The sequence below is a fragment of the Afipia dichlorophenoxyacetatis genome, from assembly GCF_055386385.1.
Genome location: NZ_AP029250.1, coordinates 5,063,870 through 5,085,211, shown reverse-complemented (window position 1 = coordinate 5,085,211; position 21,342 = coordinate 5,063,870). Strand labels below are relative to the sequence as shown.

The 21,342-nt window shown below is 55.7% G+C and carries 19 protein-coding genes and 2 pseudogenes; 11 read left to right on the top strand and 10 right to left on the bottom strand.

Features of this window, described 5'->3' with window-relative positions; translation table 11 throughout:
* Positions 1-78: 78 nt before the first annotated feature.
* A complete protein-coding gene (locus ACZ5C3_RS23755) occupies positions 79-336 on the bottom strand; it encodes a hypothetical protein (protein ID WP_464033564.1) in 258 nt (85 codons plus the stop codon).
* Between the two features lie 159 nt (positions 337-495).
* Between ACZ5C3_RS23755 and ACZ5C3_RS23750 the strand changes: the two genes are divergently transcribed.
* Complete coding sequence (locus tag ACZ5C3_RS23750) at positions 496-660, top strand: hypothetical protein (protein WP_464033562.1); 165 nt, start codon at positions 496-498, stop codon at positions 658-660.
* A 521-nt stretch (positions 661-1,181) separates the two neighbouring features.
* Positions 1,182-1,667: a hypothetical protein gene (locus tag ACZ5C3_RS23745; RefSeq protein ID WP_464033561.1), complete on the top strand. Its 486-nt coding sequence runs from the start codon at positions 1,182-1,184 to the stop codon at positions 1,665-1,667.
* A gap of 37 nt (positions 1,668-1,704) precedes the next feature.
* Here ACZ5C3_RS23745 and ACZ5C3_RS23740 read toward each other — a convergent pair whose 3' ends face one another.
* Positions 1,705-2,676: a site-specific integrase gene (locus ACZ5C3_RS23740; protein WP_464044323.1), complete on the bottom strand. Its 972-nt coding sequence runs from the start codon at positions 2,674-2,676 to the stop codon at positions 1,705-1,707.
* Between the two features lie 1,655 nt (positions 2,677-4,331).
* Between ACZ5C3_RS23740 and ACZ5C3_RS23735 the strand changes: the two are divergent.
* Positions 4,332-4,589: pseudogene (locus ACZ5C3_RS23735) on the top strand (diguanylate cyclase domain-containing protein); the annotation flags it as partial.
* 139 nt (positions 4,590-4,728) lie between these two features.
* Here ACZ5C3_RS23735 and ACZ5C3_RS23730 read toward each other — a convergent pair.
* Together ACZ5C3_RS23730 and ACZ5C3_RS23725 are read right to left on the bottom strand one after the other, a co-directional pair.
* The gene (locus tag ACZ5C3_RS23730) at positions 4,729-6,243 is read right to left on the bottom strand and encodes an amidohydrolase family protein (RefSeq protein WP_464033557.1); all 1,515 of its coding nucleotides are present in this window, start codon (positions 6,241-6,243) and stop codon (positions 4,729-4,731) included.
* Between the two features lie 58 nt (positions 6,244-6,301).
* Positions 6,302-6,988, bottom strand: a complete 687-nt coding sequence (locus ACZ5C3_RS23725) for a GntR family transcriptional regulator (RefSeq protein WP_464033556.1) — start codon at positions 6,986-6,988, stop codon at positions 6,302-6,304.
* Positions 6,989-7,292: 304 nt separating this feature from the next.
* Between ACZ5C3_RS23725 and ACZ5C3_RS23720 the strand changes: the two genes are divergently transcribed.
* From ACZ5C3_RS23720 to ACZ5C3_RS23685, 8 genes are all read left to right on the top strand, one after another.
* The gene (locus tag ACZ5C3_RS23720) at positions 7,293-8,570 is read left to right on the top strand and encodes an MFS transporter (RefSeq protein ID WP_464033554.1); all 1,278 of its coding nucleotides are present in this window, start codon (positions 7,293-7,295) and stop codon (positions 8,568-8,570) included.
* A gap of 112 nt (positions 8,571-8,682) precedes the next feature.
* A complete protein-coding gene (locus tag ACZ5C3_RS23715; protein ID WP_464033552.1) occupies positions 8,683-11,019 on the top strand; it encodes a xanthine dehydrogenase family protein molybdopterin-binding subunit in 2,337 nt (778 codons plus the stop codon).
* The gene (locus ACZ5C3_RS23710; protein WP_464033550.1) at positions 11,016-11,888 is read left to right on the top strand and encodes an FAD binding domain-containing protein; all 873 of its coding nucleotides are present in this window, start codon (positions 11,016-11,018) and stop codon (positions 11,886-11,888) included. Before ACZ5C3_RS23715 ends, ACZ5C3_RS23710 begins: the two co-directional genes overlap by 4 nt.
* Positions 11,881-12,381: a (2Fe-2S)-binding protein gene (locus tag ACZ5C3_RS23705; protein ID WP_464033548.1), complete on the top strand. Its 501-nt coding sequence runs from the start codon at positions 11,881-11,883 to the stop codon at positions 12,379-12,381. Before ACZ5C3_RS23710 ends, ACZ5C3_RS23705 begins: the two co-directional genes overlap by 8 nt.
* A 60-nt stretch (positions 12,382-12,441) precedes the next feature.
* Entirely contained in the window at positions 12,442-12,582 is a 141-nt protein-coding gene (locus tag ACZ5C3_RS23700) for a hypothetical protein (protein ID WP_464044322.1), read from the top strand.
* Positions 12,583-12,661: 79 nt separating this feature from the next.
* The gene (locus ACZ5C3_RS23695; RefSeq protein ID WP_464033546.1) at positions 12,662-12,967 is read left to right on the top strand and encodes a hypothetical protein; all 306 of its coding nucleotides are present in this window, start codon (positions 12,662-12,664) and stop codon (positions 12,965-12,967) included.
* Between the two features lie 115 nt (positions 12,968-13,082).
* Positions 13,083-13,388, top strand: a complete 306-nt coding sequence (locus ACZ5C3_RS23690) for a hypothetical protein (protein WP_464033544.1) — start codon at positions 13,083-13,085, stop codon at positions 13,386-13,388.
* 95 nt (positions 13,389-13,483) lie between these two features.
* Positions 13,484-14,398 carry a helix-turn-helix domain-containing protein gene (locus ACZ5C3_RS23685; RefSeq protein ID WP_464033542.1) on the top strand — a complete coding sequence of 305 codons (915 nt, stop codon included), beginning with the start codon at positions 13,484-13,486 and terminating at the stop codon, positions 14,396-14,398.
* On the opposite strand, the pseudogene ACZ5C3_RS23680 reads toward ACZ5C3_RS23685, so the two are convergent.
* The 6 genes and pseudogenes from ACZ5C3_RS23680 to ACZ5C3_RS23655 all read right to left on the bottom strand — a co-directional run bounded on the left by ACZ5C3_RS23680 (position 14,395) and on the right by ACZ5C3_RS23655 (position 20,521).
* Positions 14,395-15,860 (bottom strand): annotated as a pseudogene (locus ACZ5C3_RS23680) (aspartate ammonia-lyase). The gene ACZ5C3_RS23685 and the pseudogene ACZ5C3_RS23680 sit on opposite strands and share 4 nt — an antisense overlap.
* A 39-nt stretch (positions 15,861-15,899) precedes the next feature.
* Positions 15,900-16,577, bottom strand: a complete 678-nt coding sequence (locus ACZ5C3_RS23675; protein WP_464033540.1) for an orotate phosphoribosyltransferase — start codon at positions 16,575-16,577, stop codon at positions 15,900-15,902.
* On the bottom strand, positions 16,574-17,668 hold the full coding sequence (pyrC, locus tag ACZ5C3_RS23670) for a dihydroorotase (protein WP_464033539.1): 1,095 nt from the start codon (positions 17,666-17,668) through the stop codon (positions 16,574-16,576). Before pyrC ends, ACZ5C3_RS23675 begins: the two co-directional genes overlap by 4 nt.
* Positions 17,665-18,945 carry an allantoate amidohydrolase gene (locus tag ACZ5C3_RS23665; protein WP_464033537.1) on the bottom strand — a complete coding sequence of 427 codons (1,281 nt, stop codon included), beginning with the start codon at positions 18,943-18,945 and terminating at the stop codon, positions 17,665-17,667. Before ACZ5C3_RS23665 ends, pyrC begins: the two co-directional genes overlap by 4 nt.
* The gene (locus ACZ5C3_RS23660; protein ID WP_464033535.1) at positions 18,942-19,901 is read right to left on the bottom strand and encodes a dihydroorotate dehydrogenase; all 960 of its coding nucleotides are present in this window, start codon (positions 19,899-19,901) and stop codon (positions 18,942-18,944) included. The genes ACZ5C3_RS23665 and ACZ5C3_RS23660 overlap by 4 nt, the downstream gene beginning before the upstream one ends.
* Complete coding sequence (locus tag ACZ5C3_RS23655; RefSeq protein ID WP_464033534.1) at positions 19,898-20,521, bottom strand: iron-sulfur cluster-binding protein; 624 nt, start codon at positions 20,519-20,521, stop codon at positions 19,898-19,900. The genes ACZ5C3_RS23660 and ACZ5C3_RS23655 overlap by 4 nt, the downstream gene beginning before the upstream one ends.
* Positions 20,522-21,342 lie beyond the last annotated feature (821 nt).

The following is a 21,342-nucleotide window of genomic DNA, read 5'->3' as shown; positions in this document are numbered from 1 at the left end:
CTCCCGCTTCTGATGCTTCCGGTCGCCGCCCGAGAGCGGAATGTAGATTACGCGCGGTGACATGGTCGCGGCCGATCATCATGCCTTGGCTTTCTCTATCTCATCCATAGTCTCTCTAAACACCTCGCGAAGCTTCTTCGGCGCGAAGGCCTCAAGATGGCCGTTCACCATGTCTGGCGTCACCATGGTCCAACCCGGACAGTCGTGGGTCCAACATCCGCACGGAAGCGCAATGAGGGTTTTACCTTTGTCTTCGATGATGCCGAGCGCGTAGGCCCATTCGTCAGAGAGGCAATTTTCCTTGGCGTAAGATCGGACGTATTCCTCGCGGGTCATGGCGGTCGATCCTTCTTTTTGCCCTGGATTTCCTCTAATAAAGCACGGAACAAATAGAGAACAAAAGCCCCTAGAATTAGTAGCTGTTGGGGAAGGCGATACTCCAATTTGTAAATTGCAGGTCCAGGACGTCTTATGCGTCAGAGAGGAGATCTGACCATGGAAAGAGATGCTGTCATTGAAGCCATTCGCGTGCTCAACCCGCATTTGGATGGAATCGAGGGGCTGTCGGAGCTCGAACTAACTGCCGTATTGGCGGAGGAGCAGAGGCGGGCGCTTGTACCAGCCGACGAGGACGTCCCCGACGGAGGATTTCAGCCCTGACGAAGCGGCGGTGTGCGAATGACCAAACACCTCGAACGACGCGGCATGTTGACGGCGATAGCGATGGCGGTGCTCCTAGTGATCGCCATTGCAATGACACTGATTTATCCCTGACTCAAACTGGCCACGAATCATCAGCAGCGTTTGACATGCATTACACCCGCTAACGACGGAGTGAAGGCATGGGCCGCAAGCGCCTTACCGAAATCAATCTAGCAAAAACGCACTGCCCAAAGGGACATCCGTATTCGGGGGAAAATCTCTACATAACGCCGAAAGGCGCTCGAGATTGCCGGGCATGTAGGAGGGCTAGCTCCGCTGCGCGTAAACTTAGAGGGCCGACGGCCAATCCTCGGCCGAAGAAGTCTCATTGTCCAAAAGGGCATCCATATTCGGGGGCAAATCTACGAATTGGACCTCGCGATGAAAGATTTTGTCGTGCTTGTGCTAGAACCAAGGCCAATACGATTTCCGCATCAACAGCCTTCCTAGTGGAAGAAGCGCTTTTGGCCGGGCGCAGCATGAACGACATTCTGGGAAAGAAGTTAAGTTCAGAGTACCCGAAGATAGCTTCCAGCGCTTCAATTCGGAGATTTCGTCGAGGGCACCCTGACATCGATAAACGGTGGAAGCGTATAATCCGAAAAAACCTTAAGAACATCGATTATACGCCATCAATCAATGCGACGCAGTTGTCCAAGCGTGGTCCTACGGCCGAAGAGATTTTGGCGGAAATTCAATTGCTCCTTCCCCGTCACTTGTCTCGCGACATGAAAGACGATGTCACTGCGACCGTGATGCTGGACGTTATGGAGGGAAACCTGAAGGTTGCCGATATCCGGGCAAAGATAAAGAAATACGTGAACCGCGATTTTCAAAATAGCCACGATAAGTGGGGGCCTGAGTCGTTGGACACGCCAATGTTTGATGACGGAAGCGCAACGCGCGGAGATACCGTCACCCACGGTCTTTGGGACAGCTACAACGAATTAGATGATCTAAATTGACGCACCAGTTTCGCACCAGAAACGATCTGAAATGGCGCTAACAAACAGTCGCGAAGCGGGATGAAAACCAAGCAAAATCAATGGAGCGCACTTTTATCCTGCCGCTCATAACGGTCTGGTTGCAGGTTCGAGTCCTGCCGGGCCCACCAACGATTTCAATGGCTTGTGAGGTGGTGGCGGCGGAAGTGTCCCGCTTCGCCAACGATACCGCCAACGAAACGCCCGCTGGCCGATAGCCGATAGATCTTGCCGCCTGTTGAAGGTGACTTGGGTGATGATGCCCATAAACTCGATCAAGCATCTCAACCGACATGCCAAGAAAGCCAGCAGCTTCCCATTTATCGACGCCGGCCTGCATCAACCACGTCGCGGCTGTATGCCGTAAAGTATGTGGTGTCACGCCATCGGCGAGGCCGGCTTGCGCGGCAGCACTGTTGAACGCCGTCTTGACCGACGATGTGATTGGCTCGCCGTTCCACTCCACGACAAAATCGCGAACGATGCGCTTGTCGCGCCAGCGACGTAAATGAGCGAGTAGGCGAGGGGGGATTGGTACTGGGGGCTGTCGCTTCTTCGTTTCTCGACGGCCTTCGGCAAGTCGGTAGAAGATGCCGTTGTCGAGATCGACGAACGATCTACCTTCGCCGCGCGTGATCGATGCAGTCGTTACGGCGTTGGAACGCGTGCCAGTATAAAGCGCCATCAAAATGAATCGCGCCAGATGCCGAAGGGGTCGGCGATCTGTCTCAATCTGCGTGCCCTTGTTGGGACCACGATGGATCGTCTGATACTCACGAGCGCGCCAGCATATGCGCAGTAGGCGAGCCGCCTCGTCGCGGGTTAGCCAGCGGTCGCGTGGCTTCCCTTTTGGAGGAAGCACAACGCGAACGATACCGCGATGATAGCCTTCTTTGGCATGATGATTGACGGCGGCGCGAAGGTCTTCAAGATCTCGGCTAAAGAGGTTGAAAAAAAGCTGGCAGGTGTTCGCGCGCGTTGGCTCAAGCAACTGCTTGATTGGCCTCTTGAGGACGGGCCGTTGGCCGGTCGCTTGACGAAGCCCGAAGTTGCGGCCCTGGTAGAAGCCGCGGAGCAGGGCAAGCTGTTCTGCTGAATTTGTAGCGCCTCAACGGCCTGAGGCGTGCATCTCTCCAACTTTCTTTATTAGAGCTTGGGCAATGATCTCCGCATCTCTCATTTCGCAGGTCGGCTCCAAGAGAGAGACATCCGTTTCCCGACGATGACGGAGATGCGGCGCTCATCGCCGAGCTTGCGACGTTGCGTATCGCTGCCACCGAGGCGGCTAAAAAACCAGTTGCGGCGACTGCAAGCGGACATTCGTGCGTGACGCCCCGATGGTTCCGGAGCTCCCACGCTCGACGAACTGATAAGAAATAGTAGATGTGGAGTCAGTCCGCCGACTTATAAAGAAATAGTACAAATGGAGTCAGTTGGCGCACTGATAAGCAAATATGTAAAAGCTATCCAGTTGGCGCCATTGATAAGGCTTTTGCAAATCCGAGTCAGTCGATGCCGTTGTCCTGACAACGCGTATAGAACATTTGCGTTATGCGGAGACTAGCATCTAATCGCCCGCAATTGCGCGCCGCAGACGCTGATGTTTATAATGAGCTGCTTCAGCAGAGACGGAAATAACTCCAGAGGCTTTTTCAGTTCGAGCGATTGTTTCTTGGCTATTGCAGTTGGATGCTGTCTGTGAATGAAAACAATGCTCTTGAACGGCCTCCTGCAAAATCTCCGGCGACACCTTCCCACGATCGCGCGGATCAAGGTATACGCGGTACTCTTGCACTCAAAGATTTGGTCGGGCCAACGTGTATGAAGACTCTCTATTGGGGAGTCTTCGTTCCTTTGCTGTTCGCGTATCTAGGCTCATCGAACGCGTTGGCCCCGAATATCGAACAGTCGCAATGGCTGGTCACTAGAGTAGCTCCGATCTGGCCTGCCTTACTCCCTCAATATGAATTGGTACTGAAAATTCGCGGGCCCAGGAGACGCCGCTAGCTTTGGATTCATGTGCGCCGCGCTGTGGACGTGGCCTGTCATTATCCTGATAGCTTTGGTTCGGAAGAACGCACGTCTAAGCGCGCCCATTCGCCCGATCTCACCGGCTGAGATCGGAAGTTTTATCGTAATGGCCCCGGCCGGCTTTTTGTTGCTAGTGCTCGATACGACCGCAACCACGAGTCCGTTGGCTAGATTTCGCGTTGACCAATGGGGTTTTTTCTATCTGAGACAATGGTTCCTGTTCTCCGCTACGGCCGTCGTTGTGGCAACTCTCGTTTATATGGTCGGACGCATCATTCTGGATCGCACTCGGCGTCGAGCTGCTTGATCTCTGGTTCTTGGAGTTACGATTCTTGAAGTTTGAATTTTTGGTGGAGGCGATCGATGGGTCGACAAAGTATATCAGCATATCGGCGCCTCGTGGGGACCTTCAATCGATCTGTCAGTCCGCCAACTGATAAAGAAAGAGCACAACTGGAGTCAGTTGTCCGACTGATGTGCACTGATGTCTGGCGAGTTCGAACGGGCGGCTGAGTTCGCGACCGAGCGCTGACGCGCTGAGGCTCAGATCGCCCACATGGCGCGGCATGATGGGTTTACTGGCCCGGACAATCGGACGGAGTTCGCAACCGGCTTGAAACCGCGGCGCTCCTGGCGACGCGGGATCAGTCGTACGTGGTGCTATTTCTCGATTTGGACCACTTCAAGAACGTCAACGACGCGCGGGGCCATCCGGTCGGCGATGCGCTGCCGCAAGCCGTCACGTCGCGCATTCGCGTTGTTGTCGTGAAACAGACGTCATCGCCGGGCTGGGAGGTGACGAATTCGCATTCATACAAATGCTCAACGGCGGCTCGTCCGAAGCAGATGCGCTGTCTGAACGCATTATCGTGATGTCCGCCGCGGTCATTAAACATCGTCGGCAGTCGAATTTATATGTAGTCCAGCTCCATTGTCGCTGCTGCTGGGTATCTTCCTCCCATCGCCCCAGATGGGCTCGACAGAGAGAGAGTTTGGTCCCGGTCCGGTTCCTTCATGTATCTCGATTCGAACCCGTACGGAGCGAGAAGCGATCGAACTCAAGCGGATAACAGTTCGCTTGTTCGTAAGCCGCGAAGAGATCCGGTAGCAGCGCGGCATTTCGCTCTTGGATGTTTCTGATGTGGGGAGCCAACTCATCGCGCGCACGCTCCGCTCGAATTTTGAGATCCTGGAGAACTGAGGACGTCAGTCGTCCGCCGTCGACAACGATGACGCCGTCGACCATAACCATGCTGACCGATCTTCCAGTCTCACCGTAAACGATTTGCCTTATCGCGCTATTGAGCGGTCTGTAATTTGGCTGTGAAGAATCGATCGCGACAAGATCGGCTCGGTAACCCGGTCGGATGAGACCAATCTTATCCCCCAATCCGATTGCCCGTGCTGCGCCGATAGTGGCCGCTTTGAAAGACTCTTTGGCGGCGGATGTTTGATCGTGGCCCGAATACATGCCCCACATGAGAGCGAAAACTTTCATGGCTTCGAAAAGGTTCTGGGAGTCGTTGCCACTACAGTTGTCGCAGCCAAGGCCGATCGTTACCCCAGAGGTGGCGTATCTGGTTATCGGTGCAAAACCGTTTAGTAATTTTAGATTGCTGATTGGGTTGCACGCCAGACTCGCTTTGGCTTTTCCAAGTCGCGCGATCTCCGATTCCGTGATCCATACGCCATGGGCAATAGTAAGCCGCTCGTTGAGTAATCCGTTGCGGTCCAAGTGCTCGATCAACGAACCTTGCGGATACTTCAATCGTGCCAGAACGGCCTGCGATCGTGCTTCGTAAGTATGAGTGAAGACGTGAAGCTTATTAGCGGTAGAGAGTTGAGCGATCCGCGTGAGCATTTCGGCAGAGCATCGCTGGGGAGCCGAAGGGCCCAATCCCCAGCTCACGAGATTCGAACTCCTTTCGAGCGCGTGTTCCACAAATCGAAGCTGCGCCATTGAATCTGGTGCGGCAGGTAAACATCGAAGCGTTCGATCAGGAAGTGAATCCCAAAATGCTACGCAGTCACAACCAGCACGATCAGATATCTGAACCGCTAGAACAGCCCGCATCTTCGCCGCTTCATAGGCTTGTTGAAGCTGCTCGACGTGCCCCTGATCGTTGCCTGAAAATGAAACCATATCCTGAGTAGTCGTGATGCCATTCAACAGGCATTCCGCAGCGCCAAGCAGGGTGCGCGTCTCAATGATTTCACGCGAGAAGTGTGGAAACTGGCCCGGACCGCTGTAGAGCATCCACGCGTCCAACGGCAGCTGTTCGAACATCCCCCTCAGCAAGGTATCGTGCGAATGATAGTGAGTGTTCACTAGGCCAGGAATGAGCAGCTGATCCGTCGCATCAATGACATGGATGTCGTCGCCGGTCGCGGTACTTGCGGAAGGACCCACGGAGCAGATTGCTCCTTGATCAACCAGAATATCGAGTTGAGGGGGTTGGTCCAAGTCTTCATCGAGATCGAGTAGGCGCCCACCCTTGATCAGGGTTTTTCTCGTTGCGTTCAGCATTCTCGCATTTTCTTTCGTCGGACCACTGCCTAGTGGGAAGAGATCGTTAAATCGATCTTCAGCGGTCCATCAATTTTGTAACCTTGCCGACGTTGGCTATTCCGTGGTTTCTGACTTCTTGCTCAACTTCATCTGGCTGTCCGCCGATTAAGACATCGACGATGCGTTGATGCTCGAAACCTGGGATCTCCAATTCCTGATTCGCGGCGTGGTGTTCGCGGAAGTACGGCCGGAGCATCAGTCGCATCTTCTTTGTCTGCCGGGTTAGCAGTGGCCGACCACTGAGCGACGTAATGTAATTGTGAAACGCGTCATGGTGCACGATCCATTGACTGAGATCGTCAGCAGAGCGGTCCATTCTGCTTTGAAGATGACGAATCTCTTCGAGCTCCCGCTGAGTAACATTCGAAATTGCCAAGCGAGCACCTAAGCCTTCGAGTACCGCTCGCATCTCTACGAGTTGGATCACTTCGTCTTTGGAGTACTCAGCCACGGTCGCGCCCCGATTGGCATAGATTGTAATTGCTCCGTCGCCTTCGAGCCTCCGCAGTGCGTCTCGCACGGGCATTCGGCTGATGCCTAGTCGCTCCGCGACTGCTTCAGTTGGGATGCGCATCCCAGGAGCGAGCTCCCCAGAGAGAATACTCTCTAGGATGAAGTTATAGGCCTGCTCCAAGGGCGAGAGCGTTCGTTCGCTTGCCCAATTTGCGGAGACGTCAACGGACGTCGGCTTGGCAGGATTCACCGGTAGCATCTCCCAGTGATTAGTACTTGGTGTGTCTTAGCTTTTGTCATTGCACCTCCCAAGGCGACCTTGCCACATTGCACGATTTTTGCACCGCAGTTCGCTGGCCGCTCTAGGCGGGACGCGCCAAAATCCACCGATCTGATGAAATGTTGTGCATCAAAGCCGGCAATTGGACCCAAATTTCATCTTGCTGTATCATTGGATACAAGAATAATATCATCCAAGTATCCACCGAGCAATGGGCATGGCCTGCGGCCCAATGGATTTGTGGGGTCTGGCTGAGACAAAACGGGGGAAGGTAATGGCGAATATCGATGAGGCGGGGATTTTACCGGTGAGCGAGCCGGACTCGATTTTTCAATTTTATCGGGACATGAACGGGCAGGGCCGCAGAACCTTCTGGGCCTGCACCGCTGGTTGGACGCTCGACGGCATGGACTTCATGCTGTTCCCGTTGGCGATAGGCACGCTGGTTACCGCTTTCGGCACGGATCCGAAAGCGCTGGGTGGAATCGTGTCATTGACCGTGCTTTGCAGCGCGGTAGGTGGCTGGCTAGCGGGGTTTCTGTCAGACCGGATCGGCCGTGTTCGGACTATGCAGCTCACAATCCTGATATTTTCGATCGGAAGTCTCGCTTCTGCGCTCGCCCAAAACGTCGATCAGCTTACAATTGCTCGAGCATGCCTCGGCGTCGGCTTTGGCGGTGAGGCTGCTGTAGCGGCTGTCACGTTGTCTGAAGTTGTTGCAAGTAAATCCCGTGGCCGAGCTATGGGCTTCTACCAATCCAGCTACGCAGTTGGATGGGGTCTTGCGCTCATCGTACAGGCCATTTGCTTCGCCACTTTGACCCCAGAGTATGCATGGCGGGTCATGTTTTTCGTCGGAGCGGCTCCAGCTCTTCTGATTTTCTTCATCCGGAGAAACGTCAAGGAGCCTCAAGTCGCGATTTTGGCGCGAAGCAAGGAGCCGGCCGTCTCGTTCTTTCGTATTTTCGATGCAGCGAACATTCGCGCCACGCTCACTGGTTCTTTTCTGACGATTGGCGCGCAGGGGGGATTTTACGCCCTGATGACCTGGGTGCCGCAATTCCTGCGGAGTGAACGGAAGATCTCCATCTTGGCTTCGACCCCTTACCTGATGACCCTAATCGGGGGCTGCTTCATAGGATATATCGCGGGCGGCTGGCTTTCCGACAAGTTTGGCCGACGGCATGTCTTTCTATTCTTCTCCGCAGCCGCAGCCGCTTCTGTATACATCTATACCCACCTTCCGTTGACTGACGCGGAAATGTTGCTGCTCGGATTTCCGCTCGGCTTCTTCGCGGTTGGATACTACTCAGCTCTTATGGCCTGCTTGAATGAAATGTTTGTCACTCGGGTTCGGGGAGCTGGTGTTGGTTTTACATACAATGCGGGTCGTGCAGTTGGCGGATTGTTTCCTTATCTCGTTGGTGCGCTAGCCGCGACGACCACATTGTCGAGTGCGATCAGTGTCTTTGCGCTAACGTCCTACGGCTTGGTGTTTTTGGTGGCGCTCCTTCTGTTGCGTGAAACCAAAGGGTCCGATCTTTCAATCTAAAGAGCCGAGACCAATTGAATCCGCAGCTTAGGCTGCGGATTCTTCTTTTTTGGGGTGTGCAATGATGAGCGAATCCAAGGAAGCAAACGCCCCCCCATTCATCGGAAGGCCTATGCCGCGAGAGGCTACCCGCAGATTGGTGGCGGGGCGCGGTCGCTACGTTGATGATATTTCGCAAAGTGGGGAACTACATGCGGCATTCCTGCGCAGCCCACGCCCGCATGCATCATTCAAGATTACCGACATCGCTGATGCGCAACTGTCAGCCGGGGTCGTCGCCGTATTGACGTGTGACGAAATTGAAAAGGCCATCGATCCCTGGCAGTGCGTTCTCTCAAACGCCCCCAATCTGTTCTCCCCCGAGCAACGGGCTCTCGCGCGCGACTATGTCGTTTTTCAAGGCGAGCCGATCGCAATGGTGCTCGCCAAGAGCCGCGCACAAGCCGAAGACGCACTCGAACTGATCGCCATCGAATTTGAGGATCTTCCGGCCGTAACTTCGCTTGAAGAGGCGTTGTCTGGAGCTGCGCGCGTTCATGCGAATGCACAATCCAATCTGGCCTTCGAATTCAAGCAATCAACCGCTGGATTAGATGTGGCGTTCGAGCAAGCTGCACAAGTCGTGAGCCGTCGTTTGACGTTCAACCGCAAGACGGGTGTTCCGCTGGAGCCAAGAGCCATTCTTGCTTCATACGACAAGATCGAAGAGGCAATGACGGTCTTTGCCTCCCATCAGATGCCTCATCAGCTTCAGCTCATCATCGCTCGGCTTCTCAGGATGCAGATTACCGACGTCCGGGTTGTCTGTCCGGATGTCGGCGGCGGCTTCGGCGTGAAAATGCATATCTATCCCGAGGAAATGGCCGTATGCGCGGCCTCTAAGCTCATCGGAAAGCCGGTCAAATATATCGCGGATCGCATCGAAAGCATGCTCTCCGACATCCACGCCAGAGAACACATCGTCGAAGCAAGTCTCGCGCTCGATGCAAATGGTCGCGTCACCGCTATGAAGGTCGACGACATCCAGGGGCTTGGCGCTTATTCTGTTTATCCGCGATCGAGTACGGCGGAGGGGATGAGCGCGCTTCGCGCCATGGGAGGACCGTACAAGATCGAGCAATACGGTGCTTGCTTGAGGTCGCTTCTGCAGAACAAGGTGATGACCGGTCAATATCGGTCGGTGGGGCATCCGATTGCGGTCGCGATCACAGAATCTCTCGTCGAAGAAGCGGCGAAAGTTCGCGGTGAAGATCCAATCGAATTTCGGAGACGCAACTTCGTTGCTGACAGCGAGATGCCGTGGATGAGCCCGACCGGGGCGCGAATGCTCGACCTGTCACACGAAAAGTGTCTCGATAAGCTCCTTGCGCTTTGCAACTACACGAACTTGAAGCAGTCGATCGCAACGTGGCGAGAGGAGGGTCGGCTGGTTGGATTCGGCCTGGCGAGTTTTGTCGAATTTACAGCGACGGGCCCGGAAGGCTACGGCCGTTCGAATGTGCCGGTATCTTCACTCGACACGGTTGTTGTCTCGATGGACCCTTCAGGTACCGTGACCGCGCAGTGTTCGGCGGCGGAGATCGGGCAAGGGATTCAACAAGGCATTGCACAGGTGCTTGCAGATGCACTCGGCCTTCCGATCGGTCGCATCAGGGTCAAGCTTGGAGACACGCAATCTGCGCCGCATGGTGGAGGCGCGTGGTCGTCCCGCGGAGCCGCGATCACAGGAGAGGTCGCCTGGCGCGCGGGCCGCAAGCTCAAATCTGAACTCCTCACCGCAGCGGGCGCGTTGCTTCAGGCTCACCCGGATCAGCTCGATCTATCGAACGGCGAGATCGTCGAGAAGGAAACCGGACATGTTCGGATGCAGGTATCCGATCTTGCCGACGCGATTCAATTTCGCCCCTACGATTTTCCGAAGGACGTTCGTCCACAACTTACGGTCTCCGATATGGGTGGCCGCGATGGCGATACCTTTCTCCCGACCAATGGCGTCCAGGCGGCGCTCGTTGAGATCGATAAGATGAGCGGCAAGGTGGCCGTCCTCAAACATTGGGTCGTCGAGGACTGCGGCCGCGTGATCAATCCGCTGCTTGTTGATGAGCAGATCCGAGGAGGGGTTGTGCAGGGTATCGGAGAGGCGCTTTACGAACACTGCCGATACACCGAAGACGGACAGTATGCGAGCGGCACGCTTGCTGACTACCTCCTTCCGATGGCAGCTGATACGCCGGACATCGTCATCGCGCACGTTGAGACGCCGTATTCCGGATCGATCCTTGGTGCCAAGGGAGCGGGGGAGGCCGGCACTTGCGCGTCGACAGCCGCGATACTCAATGCAGTGAACAATGTGCTCGATCAGTTTGGCGGCCGCGTCGACACTCTTCCTATTTCCCCCGTCGCGATATTGGGTGCCTTAGGAGCATTCGAGGAAGGCGCCGTTTCATGAAGCCTGCTAAGTTTGCTTATGCCAAGCCGACAACTCTCGGCGAGGTGTTGACGCTTCTCCACGACCATGGCGATGACGCAGCTGTCTTGAGCGGGGGGCAAACCCTCGTGCCGATGCTGAATCTCCGTGTGGCCTCGCCACAGCTGTTGATCGATATCAATGCTGTCCCGGACCTGAATGCGGTCACTGTCAAAGACACGACCCTCAGCATTGGATCACGTGCGCGTCACAATAAGGTTCTGCGATCTGAGCTGGTTCAGCAAAATGTTCCGGTGTTAACTCAGGCTCTCCGCCACGTCGCGCACGAGGCTGTTCGCAACCGGGGCACGCTCGGCGGAAGTCTGGCCCTGGCAGACCCGGCTGCCGAGATGCCGGCCTGCATGGTATGTCTCGATGCCGACATCGTTCTTTGCTCGAACGACGGCACGCGGTCAGTGTCGGCCACCGACTTCTTTCAGGGAATTTACGATACGGATCGACAGCCGAACGAGTTGATTGTGCGCGTCGACATTCCAATTCCTGACGTATCCTGGCGCTTTACCTTTCACGAGATTGCGCGGCGGCATGGCGATTTCGCGATGGCGGGCCTTGTTTTCGGCATTCGATGCTTGGAGGGAGTGGTGACGGACTGCCGTGTCGTTTTCATGGGAATCGAATCCTTTCCCAGACGTATCGCAACGGTGGAGTCCGCGATCGTGGGGACCAAGCTCTCCAACACTGCTGCGATCGATCAGGCTGTCGCTCTCCTTTCCACGGTGCTCGACTGCGCAGACAGTGAAGAATATCCCGCCACATATCGGCTGTACCTTGCAAAGCAGCTTCTTACTCATTGCGCCGCCAAAGCGTTCAGCGAGGTCACACATGGATAAAGTCGAGGCGGAGGATACTGTTACGATTTCGGTCCGCGTCAATGGCGAGCCGAGGTCGGCATCAACCACCACCCGCCAGTCGCTGGTTGACTTCTTGCGCCACGGATTGGCGCTTACCGGAAGCCACATTGGATGCGAGCACGGTGTCTGTGGAGCTTGCAACATCATCGTCGATGATAGCGTGGTTCGCGGATGTCTCATGCTGGCCATTCAAGCGGATGGCGCGGACATAACGACAATCGACGCTGCAAGCCCTGGTCCCGAAGTCGCTGCTCTTCAGAAGGCCTTCTTCGAGCGCGCCGCGTTGCAGTGCGGCTTCTGTACTCCTGGCATGATCATGCAAGCCTCGGAGTTCTTGCGGCGCAATGAGACACCGACCCGCGAAGAGATCCGTGAGGTTCTTTCGGGCAATTACTGTCGTTGCACGGGCTATCAAGCGATTGTCGATGCCGTTCAAGCCGCCTCCAGAGCCCTCAGCGGGACCAAGCGTTAACAATCCGCGGACGTTCGCTGGTTTGTCGAACGTTGAGCATAACAAAACTGGAGGAAGGCAATGGCATTCAACATGGACGGTGAGATGGAGCTTCCTGCCGGCAGGGAGGACGGCGAAAAAGTAAGCGGATCAGTTTTTCCAGACATTTCAGGATCAGTTGCAGAACGCCAGAGTAACGCCAGCGCAACCGAAAAGTCATAATTGCGACATGTCTCAAAAATGATTTGATGAAAGTCTCGCGTTTGATAATCTAGTCGTTTCTTTCTTGTGAGAGGCTCGAATGGGTGAATTGCATGACTGGCTCCGTCACCAGCATCCGGGGTTAAGAACTTACCGGACCCTTAACGAGAAGCTGTTGCAGGCAGCGAATGACGATCCGACCCATCGCGCAATCTATCGATTACTGTCCAACCTGGCGTCGGGATATGCAGCGACGTTTGATGAAGAACCATTGCCGATTGAGTTCGCTGAGCGCGCTTACCAAAGGCTGCTTACGTTAGTGGCCGAGGCAGAACGTTCACTCGGATCACCGATCGAAACTCAATTGGCGGTCTTGAATGAAATCGCCGCTGCAGAACTTTACTAAAGGAGGCGCATTCACATCAGCGTCACTGACGTCGAGCAAACTATTATCGCTTGTCGCGCGTCTATTCCGTGATATCCTGATTGTTTCTTTTCTCGGAATGAGGAGGGACTGTACCGTGTCTGAACTTCACGATTGGCTCGCTGCACAGCATCCGGGCTTGCGGACCTACAAAGCTTTCAAAGAGCGGACCAACGCCATGGCCGGGTCCGATCGAGAGCACCGAGCTTTCTACAAGCTCCTATCGACGATGGTCGATCCCTTCATCGATACTTACAACGGCGAGGCTCTTCCCACCGAACTGGCTGAGGTAACATTTCGTCGACTGCTAAGGGTCGTCGAGGATGCCGAGACAAAGATCGCTCTCTCTCCTGATATCAGAATGAATGCGCTGAATGAAATAGCTTCGGTCGAATTGGTTTAGGCTATCCACGCAAAAACCAGGCAGAGGTGCCGAAAACTGTTCGTCCCGCACAGCTTTTCGGATAGCTTCGTCTCAAATCTGAGACGGAGCTGAATATGGATGCTCGCTATATCGAAATCGGCGAGCGGCTTCGGGCCTACCGTTTGGGAAAGGGCCTGAATGCCGATCAAATCGCGGAAAAGCTCGGCATTTCACGGGCTGCTGTCTATCGCGTAGAAGCCGGAGACGTCGTCAAGATCGAGACTCTCGATCGTTTGGCGGCGGTACTCGAGACTTCGGTGGCTTCGCTTTTGGGCGTCGGCGTAGAGTACTATTCCAACGCGGTTAGCTATTTTGAACGGATGAGGCAAATCGAGCAGAAGTCCGAGCAGGTGATCGCTCACTTTCCGCCGATGTCGTATCTCCTGACTTCCCAAGATTATTCCAAGCACCTCAAGCAGACTCTGATCGAGGCGGCGCCGGCGCCGGAGAAGGCGTCAAAGAAATATATCGCGGAGATCGATCAGATCATTGGGATCCTCGACGATCGAAAGAGCGGCAGGCAAAAACGCCACCTGAGCGTAGTCAACCTTGTGAACTTGCCCGAAATTGAAAGGTGGCTGAAACTCGGGGTCGTCGGCCGCTTCAATCTCCCGGCGGAAGAAGTAGCAAAGCGACGTGTGGCTGCTCGTCGCGAGGTCGAGCATCTGATCTCGCTCATCGAAAGCGACCCTATGGGAGTTCAGATCGGCCTTATCGAGGAAGCTCTTCCCAACGTTACGTTCCAATTATTTCGAACGTCGGAGCGAACACTCCTCGGCCTTAGTCCGTTTAGGCTCGGTGGCGAGCTGCCAAACATCCGGACCGGTTTTGCGATGCTAACGAGCGACGAAGAGCCGGTGCGTTTGTACGAGAGGCTGGTGACTGACCTCTGGCGGAGTGCACACAAGGGAAGCGAAGCAGCCAGTGTCTTGCGCGCCGTCCTAAGTCGTTCTGGTGTTGGTCTCCGTGCAGTACGACGGGCGTCCTAAGAGGGGCGACGTCCCGGCTTTGCGCTCACTCTGGACGGAGCTGTCATCGTCTCGATTCGCAAATAGGCTTCGAGCTGTTCGCGTGTGAGTAATTTCTCCCCGAGAACGACGTCAGCCACTTTTCGCTTCTCCGCCAGGGCTTTTTTCGCAACCTTCGACGCGACGTCGTAACCAAGGATCGGGCCGAGCGCGGTCACAAGACCGACGGATTGCTCAACGAGCGCTTGGCAACGCTCGTGGTCAACTTCGATCCCAACGACGCATTTCGTCGTCAATGTGGTAATGGCCGCAGTGAGCAGGCGGAGACTCGAAAGCAGACAGTACGCAATCGTCGGTTCGAACGCGTTGAGTTGCAGTTGGCCTCCCTCGGCGCACATGGTCACCGTCAGATCGTGGCCGATGACGATGAACGCAACCTGGTTGACAACCTCTGGAATGACGGGGTTCACCTTTCCAGGCATGATCGACGAACCCGCCTGGACCGGCGGCAGCTTGATCTCAGCAAAGCCGGCGCGCGGGCCGCTCGACAGCAGTCGAAGATCATTGCAGATCTTGGACAACTTCACGGCAATCCTCTTCAAGACCCCGGAGAACAGCACGAATGCGCCCATATCGGAGGTGGCTTCGATAAGATTGGAGGCGGGGACCAACGGCCGGTGCGCTATCCTTGAAAGCTCCTCGACAGCAAGTGCCGCATATCGCGGATCGGCATTGATGCCTGTGCCAATTGCTGTCGCGCCCAGATTGACTTCGTAGAACAAGCGCACCACGTCGTTGAGGCGTCCAACGTCTTCTTTAATCGTCGCGAAGAAGGCATCAAACTCCTGGCCAACGGTCATCGGTACCGCGTCTTGAAGCTGCGTGCGCCCAATCTTAACAACGTCCGCGGTCTCAACTGCCTTGGCCTTGAAAGCGTAAGCCAGCTCATCCAAGGCTGCAATCAGTGGATCTGTTGCAAGAATGATCGCCAAACGCACAGCGGTCGGATAGGCGTCATTGGTGGATTGCGACATATTGACGTCGTCATTCGGATGAAGCGACGAGTAGTCCCCTCGCTTTTCGCCGAGGATTTCCAACGTGCCGGCTCCTCCTTGGACGGCGTCCACGACAAACTGATCGAGATATTTTTCATCTGATACGATCAGCTTGCAGGCCTCTTCGATCGCATTCGCTTTTGTTTTCGAGAGATGGTGAGTCGACAGTTCGCACGTGCCGCCGCTTGCTTCACATAGACCAGAGCGCGGACGAGTTCGCCAAAGCGTCCGACAGTTATTCCTGTAATCGGGAAGTTCTCAATTGCGCGAAGTGAGTGGATTCCCCAGTAGACGTCCGAGGGAATATCCATCTCGCCGAGAAGATCTCGCTCGCTTCTCGTGGGAACACGTTCCCGTTCGATGGTTATGGTCGCGGGAACCTTAATTGGCTCGCTAGAGGAGGGCGGCACGGTTGGTTCGGTCACCATAGCGGTCCTCAAATGTTCGAGCTGCTGCCCCCTTCTCTTTTACCATCGGTTGCTGGCGCTGACACGGCCCCCGTGCCTGGCCGACCAGACCACGGGGTCAGCGAGAAAACGCTCGATCTCCGCCCGTTCGTGCTCGTGAAGAGTGCCAGAATCCGCTCGAAGCAGATCGTTCCATCCTGCGAGGGCGTGCAGGTTCAGTCCGGCCTCGGCCAGTCGATCTCTCGCACCAGGGAATGCATCATGAAAGAAAACACTCAAGACATGTTCGAGGTGAGCCCCGGCGGCGCGCAGCCCGCGGGCGAAGTTAAGCTTGCTGGATCCATCGGTCGTGATGTCATCCACGAGAAGCACGCGTAGACCATCGACGGACCCGCCCTCGACTTGAGCGTCTCTTCCAATGCCTAGCGGGCGCTTTCGCACGTACCGGAGATCGAAGCCGTTTCGGTCAGCCAAGGATACCGAGAGCGGAATTCCCGCAGTCTCGGCTCCTACGACGGCATCAAACGCGTTAGCAGGAAAGTGAGCAATGAGATAATCACTGACCAAGGTCACCAGTTGATTGCGCATGTCGTGCTCACCAAACAGCAAGCGGACGTCGATATACACCGGGCTGGCCCATCCACCAGCCAGCATATATGGCTGCGAAAGATTGCAGTGAATTGCTCCCGCCTTGAACAGAAGCTCGCTGACGCGGCGACCGACTTCTTCTGCTGTCATGGAGAAATCCTGCTGATCGACCAAGGCAAATTTTCACCGCCGCGAAAGACCATGATTTCTTCGTTCTCGATGCCCACCTCGGCGATGACTCTGCCCGGTTTGCGCTCCAGGGTGATTGTCCCTGTGTTTGGCGGAATTCCGTGGAAGAGGGCGCCATTTAGCGACGCGAAGGCCTCGAACCGGTCGAGTGCCTCTTCTTCATCGAAGACCTGGACGTAGGTTTGGAGGGCAGTTGCGCCACTAAAGATGCCCGCAGCGCAACAGGTTGCTTCCTTGCGGCTTCTAAAATGCGGTGCTGTATCGGTGCCAATGAAGAAGCATCGATCGCCCGACGTCGCAGCTCGTCGAAGCGCCAGACGATGCCGTTCATGCTTCGCGACGGGAAGGCAATACAGGTGAGGGCGAAGTCCCCCTTGGAACAGAGATGTGCGATTAATGACAAGATGATGCGGTGTGATGGTCGCCGCCATACGCGTGGCGTTGGCCCGAACCACGTCTACCGCTTCGGTCGTTGTCGCGTGTTCAAGAACGATGCGCAATCCTTGATGCCGCGCCATCAACGGCAGGAGATCCCGCTCGATGAATGTTGCTTCTCGGTCAAAGATGTCGACTTGCGGATCGATTGTTTCGCCATGGATCAGGACCGGCATACCGATCCTCTCCATTCGTTCCAGGACGGCAGAAATGCGCTTCAGTGACGTCACCCCATGGCTCGAATTCGTTGTAGCGCCTGCGGGGTAAAGCTTTGCCGCTATCCAGATCCGTTCTGCAAAGCCCCGCTCAATGTCGTCGGAAGAGGTTTCGTCCGTGAGATAGCAGGTCATGAAGGGCGTGAAGTCGTTGCCTCCTGGACGCGCGGCTAGGACGCGATCTCTGTAAGCTGCAGCCTCTTTCGGGGTTGTGACCGGCGGAATCAAGTTAGGCATGACAATGCCGCGGGCAAACTGTGCTGTCGTGAAGGGAAGGACAGCTTTCAGGGTTTCGCCATCCCTGAGATGAATGTGCCAGTCATCGGGACGACGGATGGTTATTGTGCAATTCGATGCGCGCGAAGCTGCAGATACAGTATCGAAAAGTCGATGAAGGCTCATTGCGCCGCCTCCTCTATGGCGGACCTCATCAGGGAAACCGCTGCCAAAAAGTCTGCCATTTCCATTTTTTCGTTTGGGTTGTGCGAGCCATTCTCGTTCCGGACGAAAATCATCGCACTCGGTACTCCCGCGCTCGCAAATACCGCAGCATCGTGACCAGCTCCGCTCGCCATTTCTTCGTTAGAAAGCTGAAGACGGTCTGCTGACGTCTTCAGGCGCTTGATCCAATCCTGATCCATGGCAGCCGGGGCGGAATCGATGCGCCGATCTAGCCGAAATTCGACGCCGCGTTCCTCGGATATCATCGCGCATTCGGAGAGGAAGAGATCGTAAAACGCTTCGAGCGTTTCCTTGTGTTGACTGCGAATATCCAGGCTAAAGCGCACAGTTCCCGGAATGCGGGCGATCGCGTGCTCCCGAGCATCGGTTTCGACAATCCCGGATGTAACGACGATGTCGCGCCCCCTTTCCAGGAGGGTTCGCCAGTGGCGGTCAAGATGAGTCACAAGCTCAGCAGTGGCGAACACGGCGTCGTGCCGTAACCATCGAGGCACGGCACCCGAATGGCCGGCCTCGCCGATGCAGGTAATCGCACGATGCCTGATGTTGCCGCGAATGCCAGTTACGATTCCAACGGGTAGATTTCTCGCCAGCAGAACTGGGCCTTGTTCGATGTGAAGCTCAATCCAGGCAGCGATTTCTGAAGGATCAACAAGCATCTCTTGTCTGGATACTCGCGCGATATCCACTCCGACATCGGCCATGCATTCGGATAGGGTCCGTCCGCCAGAATCCTGAGTGGTTAGATCAGCCTCTCGCAGCTTACCGAAGAGGGCGCTGGATCCCATATAGGCTCTGCCAAAACGGGCGCTTTCTTCTCCGCGTAGCGCAAACAACTTCACGGTGCGGCGAGGTCGAACGTTTCTTCTCTTGAGGTCCGCTAGAATTGCGAGGCCTGCGATTACACCCGCAGCTCCATCGAAATTTCCGCCTTGTGGAACCGAATCGAGGTGGGAACCGCAGGCGATGTACGGAAGATTCGGAGCCTGTCCATGAAGCGTTACAACGAGGTTTGCGGCGGCATCGCGTTCGGTTGCCAGCCCGAAATGCCGCGCTCTATTTTCCACAATGTCCAGCGCAAGGGATTCTCGGGCCCCGTAACTGTCCCTTGATATGCCAATGCCATCCGATGTTCGCCGACGGAGTTCGTCGAAAATATCATTGGCAAGTTCAGCATCAGCCGACACGACCTCTGGATCGCACGTGTTTACAATCATACCGGATCCACCCACGCGAGGTCAGCCTCGTCGGCTTCTTCGATGAGAACCCTGCCTGTAAGCTCCGATACTCTCGGAATATCGCGATGGAGGCAAAAGGCTGAAAGGTCGTCGATTATCGTCATCATCGCGGAAGGGTGGATAAATGTGGCCGTACCGACTTGCACCGCGGTCGCGCCGGCCAGCATGTACTCTACGACGTCATCTGCAGTGGATATCCCACCACACCCGATGACCGGGATTTTGACCGCCCGAGAACATTGAAAAACCTGGCGAAGGACAATCGGTTTGATGGCGGGCCCGGACAAACCGCCCATGATATTGCCGAGTGCCGGCTTAAATGTTTTCAGGTCTATCGCCATGCTGAGAATGGTATTGGCCACAACAACAGCATCCGCGCCGGCATCCTCAGCAGCTTTTGCCACTTCGGCGATGTCGCCGGTATTCGGCGTTAGCTTGACCCAAAGCGGAAGATTGGTCGCGTCACGCAGCAACCGCGTCACCGTCGAGGTTGAAGCCGCTCGCATGGCAAACGCCTTGCCATCTTCTTCGATGTTGGGACACGATATATTCGCTTCGATCGCGGCGACGCCGGGCAGCGAAAGCTCCTCGGCCAAACTGGCAAAGCCTTCAGCGGTTGGCGCCGAAATGCTCACTACAAGCGGTGTATCAAAGCCGGCGTAGTAGGGAATGACGTCTCGGATGAACTGAGTCACACCTTTCGATGGGATGCCGATCGCATTGATCAGACTTCCCGGCCGTTCGACGACCCGAGGCAAAGGATTCCCAGACCTGGGTTCTCGCGTGATCGTTTTTGTTACAATTGCTCCCAAGCGGTCGAAGTCCATCACTTTAGACAGCCCTTCCGCGAAGGTGCCTGATGCCGGCATGATCGGATTTCGCAAATGGAGGCCACCAACCTTCGCACTCAGGTCTGGCTGCGGAACAATGCTCACGGCAGCGCCTCCAAGATATTGAAGATCGGCCCATCCCAGCAGACCCGGCGATTGACCAGCTTTCCGGAGACATTGAAATCTCGGACACAGCAGTAACAAAGCCCAATTCCGCAGGCCATTTGCTGCTCCATCGCGATCTGACCGTTTAGATTAAATTCGACCGCAAGCCGCTGTTGAACCCGCAACAGCCGGTTTGATCCGCACGTGTAGAATGCGTCGCATGCGCCATCGGTGATGAGCGCGCGAAGTATCCGTTCCACGTTCGCTGGACCGCTCGTCGCCTCAAAATCTGTGACGGTGATGACCTCTGCGCCTTGCTCCTGAAAGCGTCTCACCGAAACGAGCAGGTCTGGCGTCCTCGCGCTTAGGATCGCCGTCACGCGAATGCCCTTCGCGCGCGCCGCCTCGGCCAGTGGAGCTAACGTTGCCAAGCCGGCACCACGACCGATCGCGACTATGCTGCGAAACCGAGGGTCGAGCGTGAAGCCCTGGCCTAGAGGCCCCATGATATCGAGTTCGTTACCGGGCTTGAGAGTTTTCAGCCCGCGCGTGCCGGCACCTGTCACCTTGTAGAGAAACTGCACCTGACGGCGCGCGACGTCGGCTCCATAAACGCTCATGGGACGCCGCAGGAATGGCTGCTCGGCCGAAGGGTGAGGGCAAAGCAATTGGAAGAATTGCCCAGGCGTGGCTCTGGCCGCCTCCTCACCACAGCTCACAATCAACAGCCGATATTCGGAGTTCACATCTTCGTTGGAAACCACCGCACATGGCTCTGCCACTACAGTAGGGCTCCATTTTGTTGGAGCGATTTGATCGGTCTCAGGAGCGAGCGGTCCCATCGGCGCCTTGAACAAAAGAGCGGCGCAATCCTGAAGGATTGGCCGCGAACCATCTGTCGAAGGCGGAAACCATAATGTGCATATTTCCAAACTTCAAGATAAATCTATTTTTTGAGACGGATAACGATCCATGGAGTTACCGCCACGGCCGTGCGGTTCGGGAAAGCGGCCCCCTCGCTCATCTATGCTTGCAGAAACTGCGATGATGCCATCAACATTCCTCATCACGGATGTGAGGGGGTTTCAATTGATCGAGAAGCCCCGCCCTCCAGCTGGGGGCATCACTCACTCTACATAAACTGCAGACCCAGGGGTTGATCCCGTTGATGCGCATTTAGAGAAGATCGCACATCTTCATCTTGATGCTGGCGTGGATGTGTAGGTCAGTAATGTAGATGCCACGCGCGGCGATATGCGCTTCAAGGCATCTTTCTGCTTTTTCAGTTTCATGCTCAGCGCGGCCTGTGCCGATGAGCCTACCTCGGTCGAGAATGATCAACCACTCTATGCGCTCGCCGCTGTTACCACGGGCTGGACGTAACCAGAGTCTTGCTCCTTGCCGACACGCAGCTGGCAACGACGATGCTTAAAAGAGCTTA

Bases quoted from the DNA above. Each gene is read 5' to 3' on its own strand.
- ACZ5C3_RS23730 (WP_464033557.1), bottom strand. From the start codon at position 6,243: ATGCTGAACGCAACGAGAAAAACCCTGATCAAGGGTGGGCGCCTACTC.
- ACZ5C3_RS23675 (WP_464033540.1), bottom strand. From the start codon at position 16,577: ATGACAGCAGAAGAAGTCGGTCGCCGCGTCAGCGAGCTTCTGTTCAAG.
- ACZ5C3_RS23695 (WP_464033546.1), top strand. From the start codon at position 12,662: ATGGGTGAATTGCATGACTGGCTCCGTCACCAGCATCCGGGGTTAAGA.
- pyrC (WP_464033539.1), bottom strand. From the start codon at position 17,668: ATGAGCCTTCATCGACTTTTCGATACTGTATCTGCAGCTTCGCGCGCA.
- ACZ5C3_RS23720 (WP_464033554.1), top strand. From the start codon at position 7,293: ATGGCGAATATCGATGAGGCGGGGATTTTACCGGTGAGCGAGCCGGAC.
- ACZ5C3_RS23710 (WP_464033550.1), top strand. From the start codon at position 11,016: ATGAAGCCTGCTAAGTTTGCTTATGCCAAGCCGACAACTCTCGGCGAG.
- ACZ5C3_RS23745 (WP_464033561.1), top strand. From the start codon at position 1,182: ATGAACGACATTCTGGGAAAGAAGTTAAGTTCAGAGTACCCGAAGATA.
- ACZ5C3_RS23655 (WP_464033534.1), bottom strand. From the start codon at position 20,521: ATGAGCGTTTATGGAGCCGACGTCGCGCGCCGTCAGGTGCAGTTTCTC.
- ACZ5C3_RS23755 (WP_464033564.1), bottom strand. From the start codon at position 336: ATGACCCGCGAGGAATACGTCCGATCTTACGCCAAGGAAAATTGCCTC.
- ACZ5C3_RS23750 (WP_464033562.1), top strand. From the start codon at position 496: ATGGAAAGAGATGCTGTCATTGAAGCCATTCGCGTGCTCAACCCGCAT.
- ACZ5C3_RS23705 (WP_464033548.1), top strand. From the start codon at position 11,881: ATGGATAAAGTCGAGGCGGAGGATACTGTTACGATTTCGGTCCGCGTC.
- ACZ5C3_RS23700 (WP_464044322.1), top strand. From the start codon at position 12,442: ATGGCATTCAACATGGACGGTGAGATGGAGCTTCCTGCCGGCAGGGAG.
- ACZ5C3_RS23715 (WP_464033552.1), top strand. From the start codon at position 8,683: ATGCCGCGAGAGGCTACCCGCAGATTGGTGGCGGGGCGCGGTCGCTAC.
- ACZ5C3_RS23665 (WP_464033537.1), bottom strand. From the start codon at position 18,945: ATGATTGTAAACACGTGCGATCCAGAGGTCGTGTCGGCTGATGCTGAA.
- ACZ5C3_RS23685 (WP_464033542.1), top strand. From the start codon at position 13,484: ATGGATGCTCGCTATATCGAAATCGGCGAGCGGCTTCGGGCCTACCGT.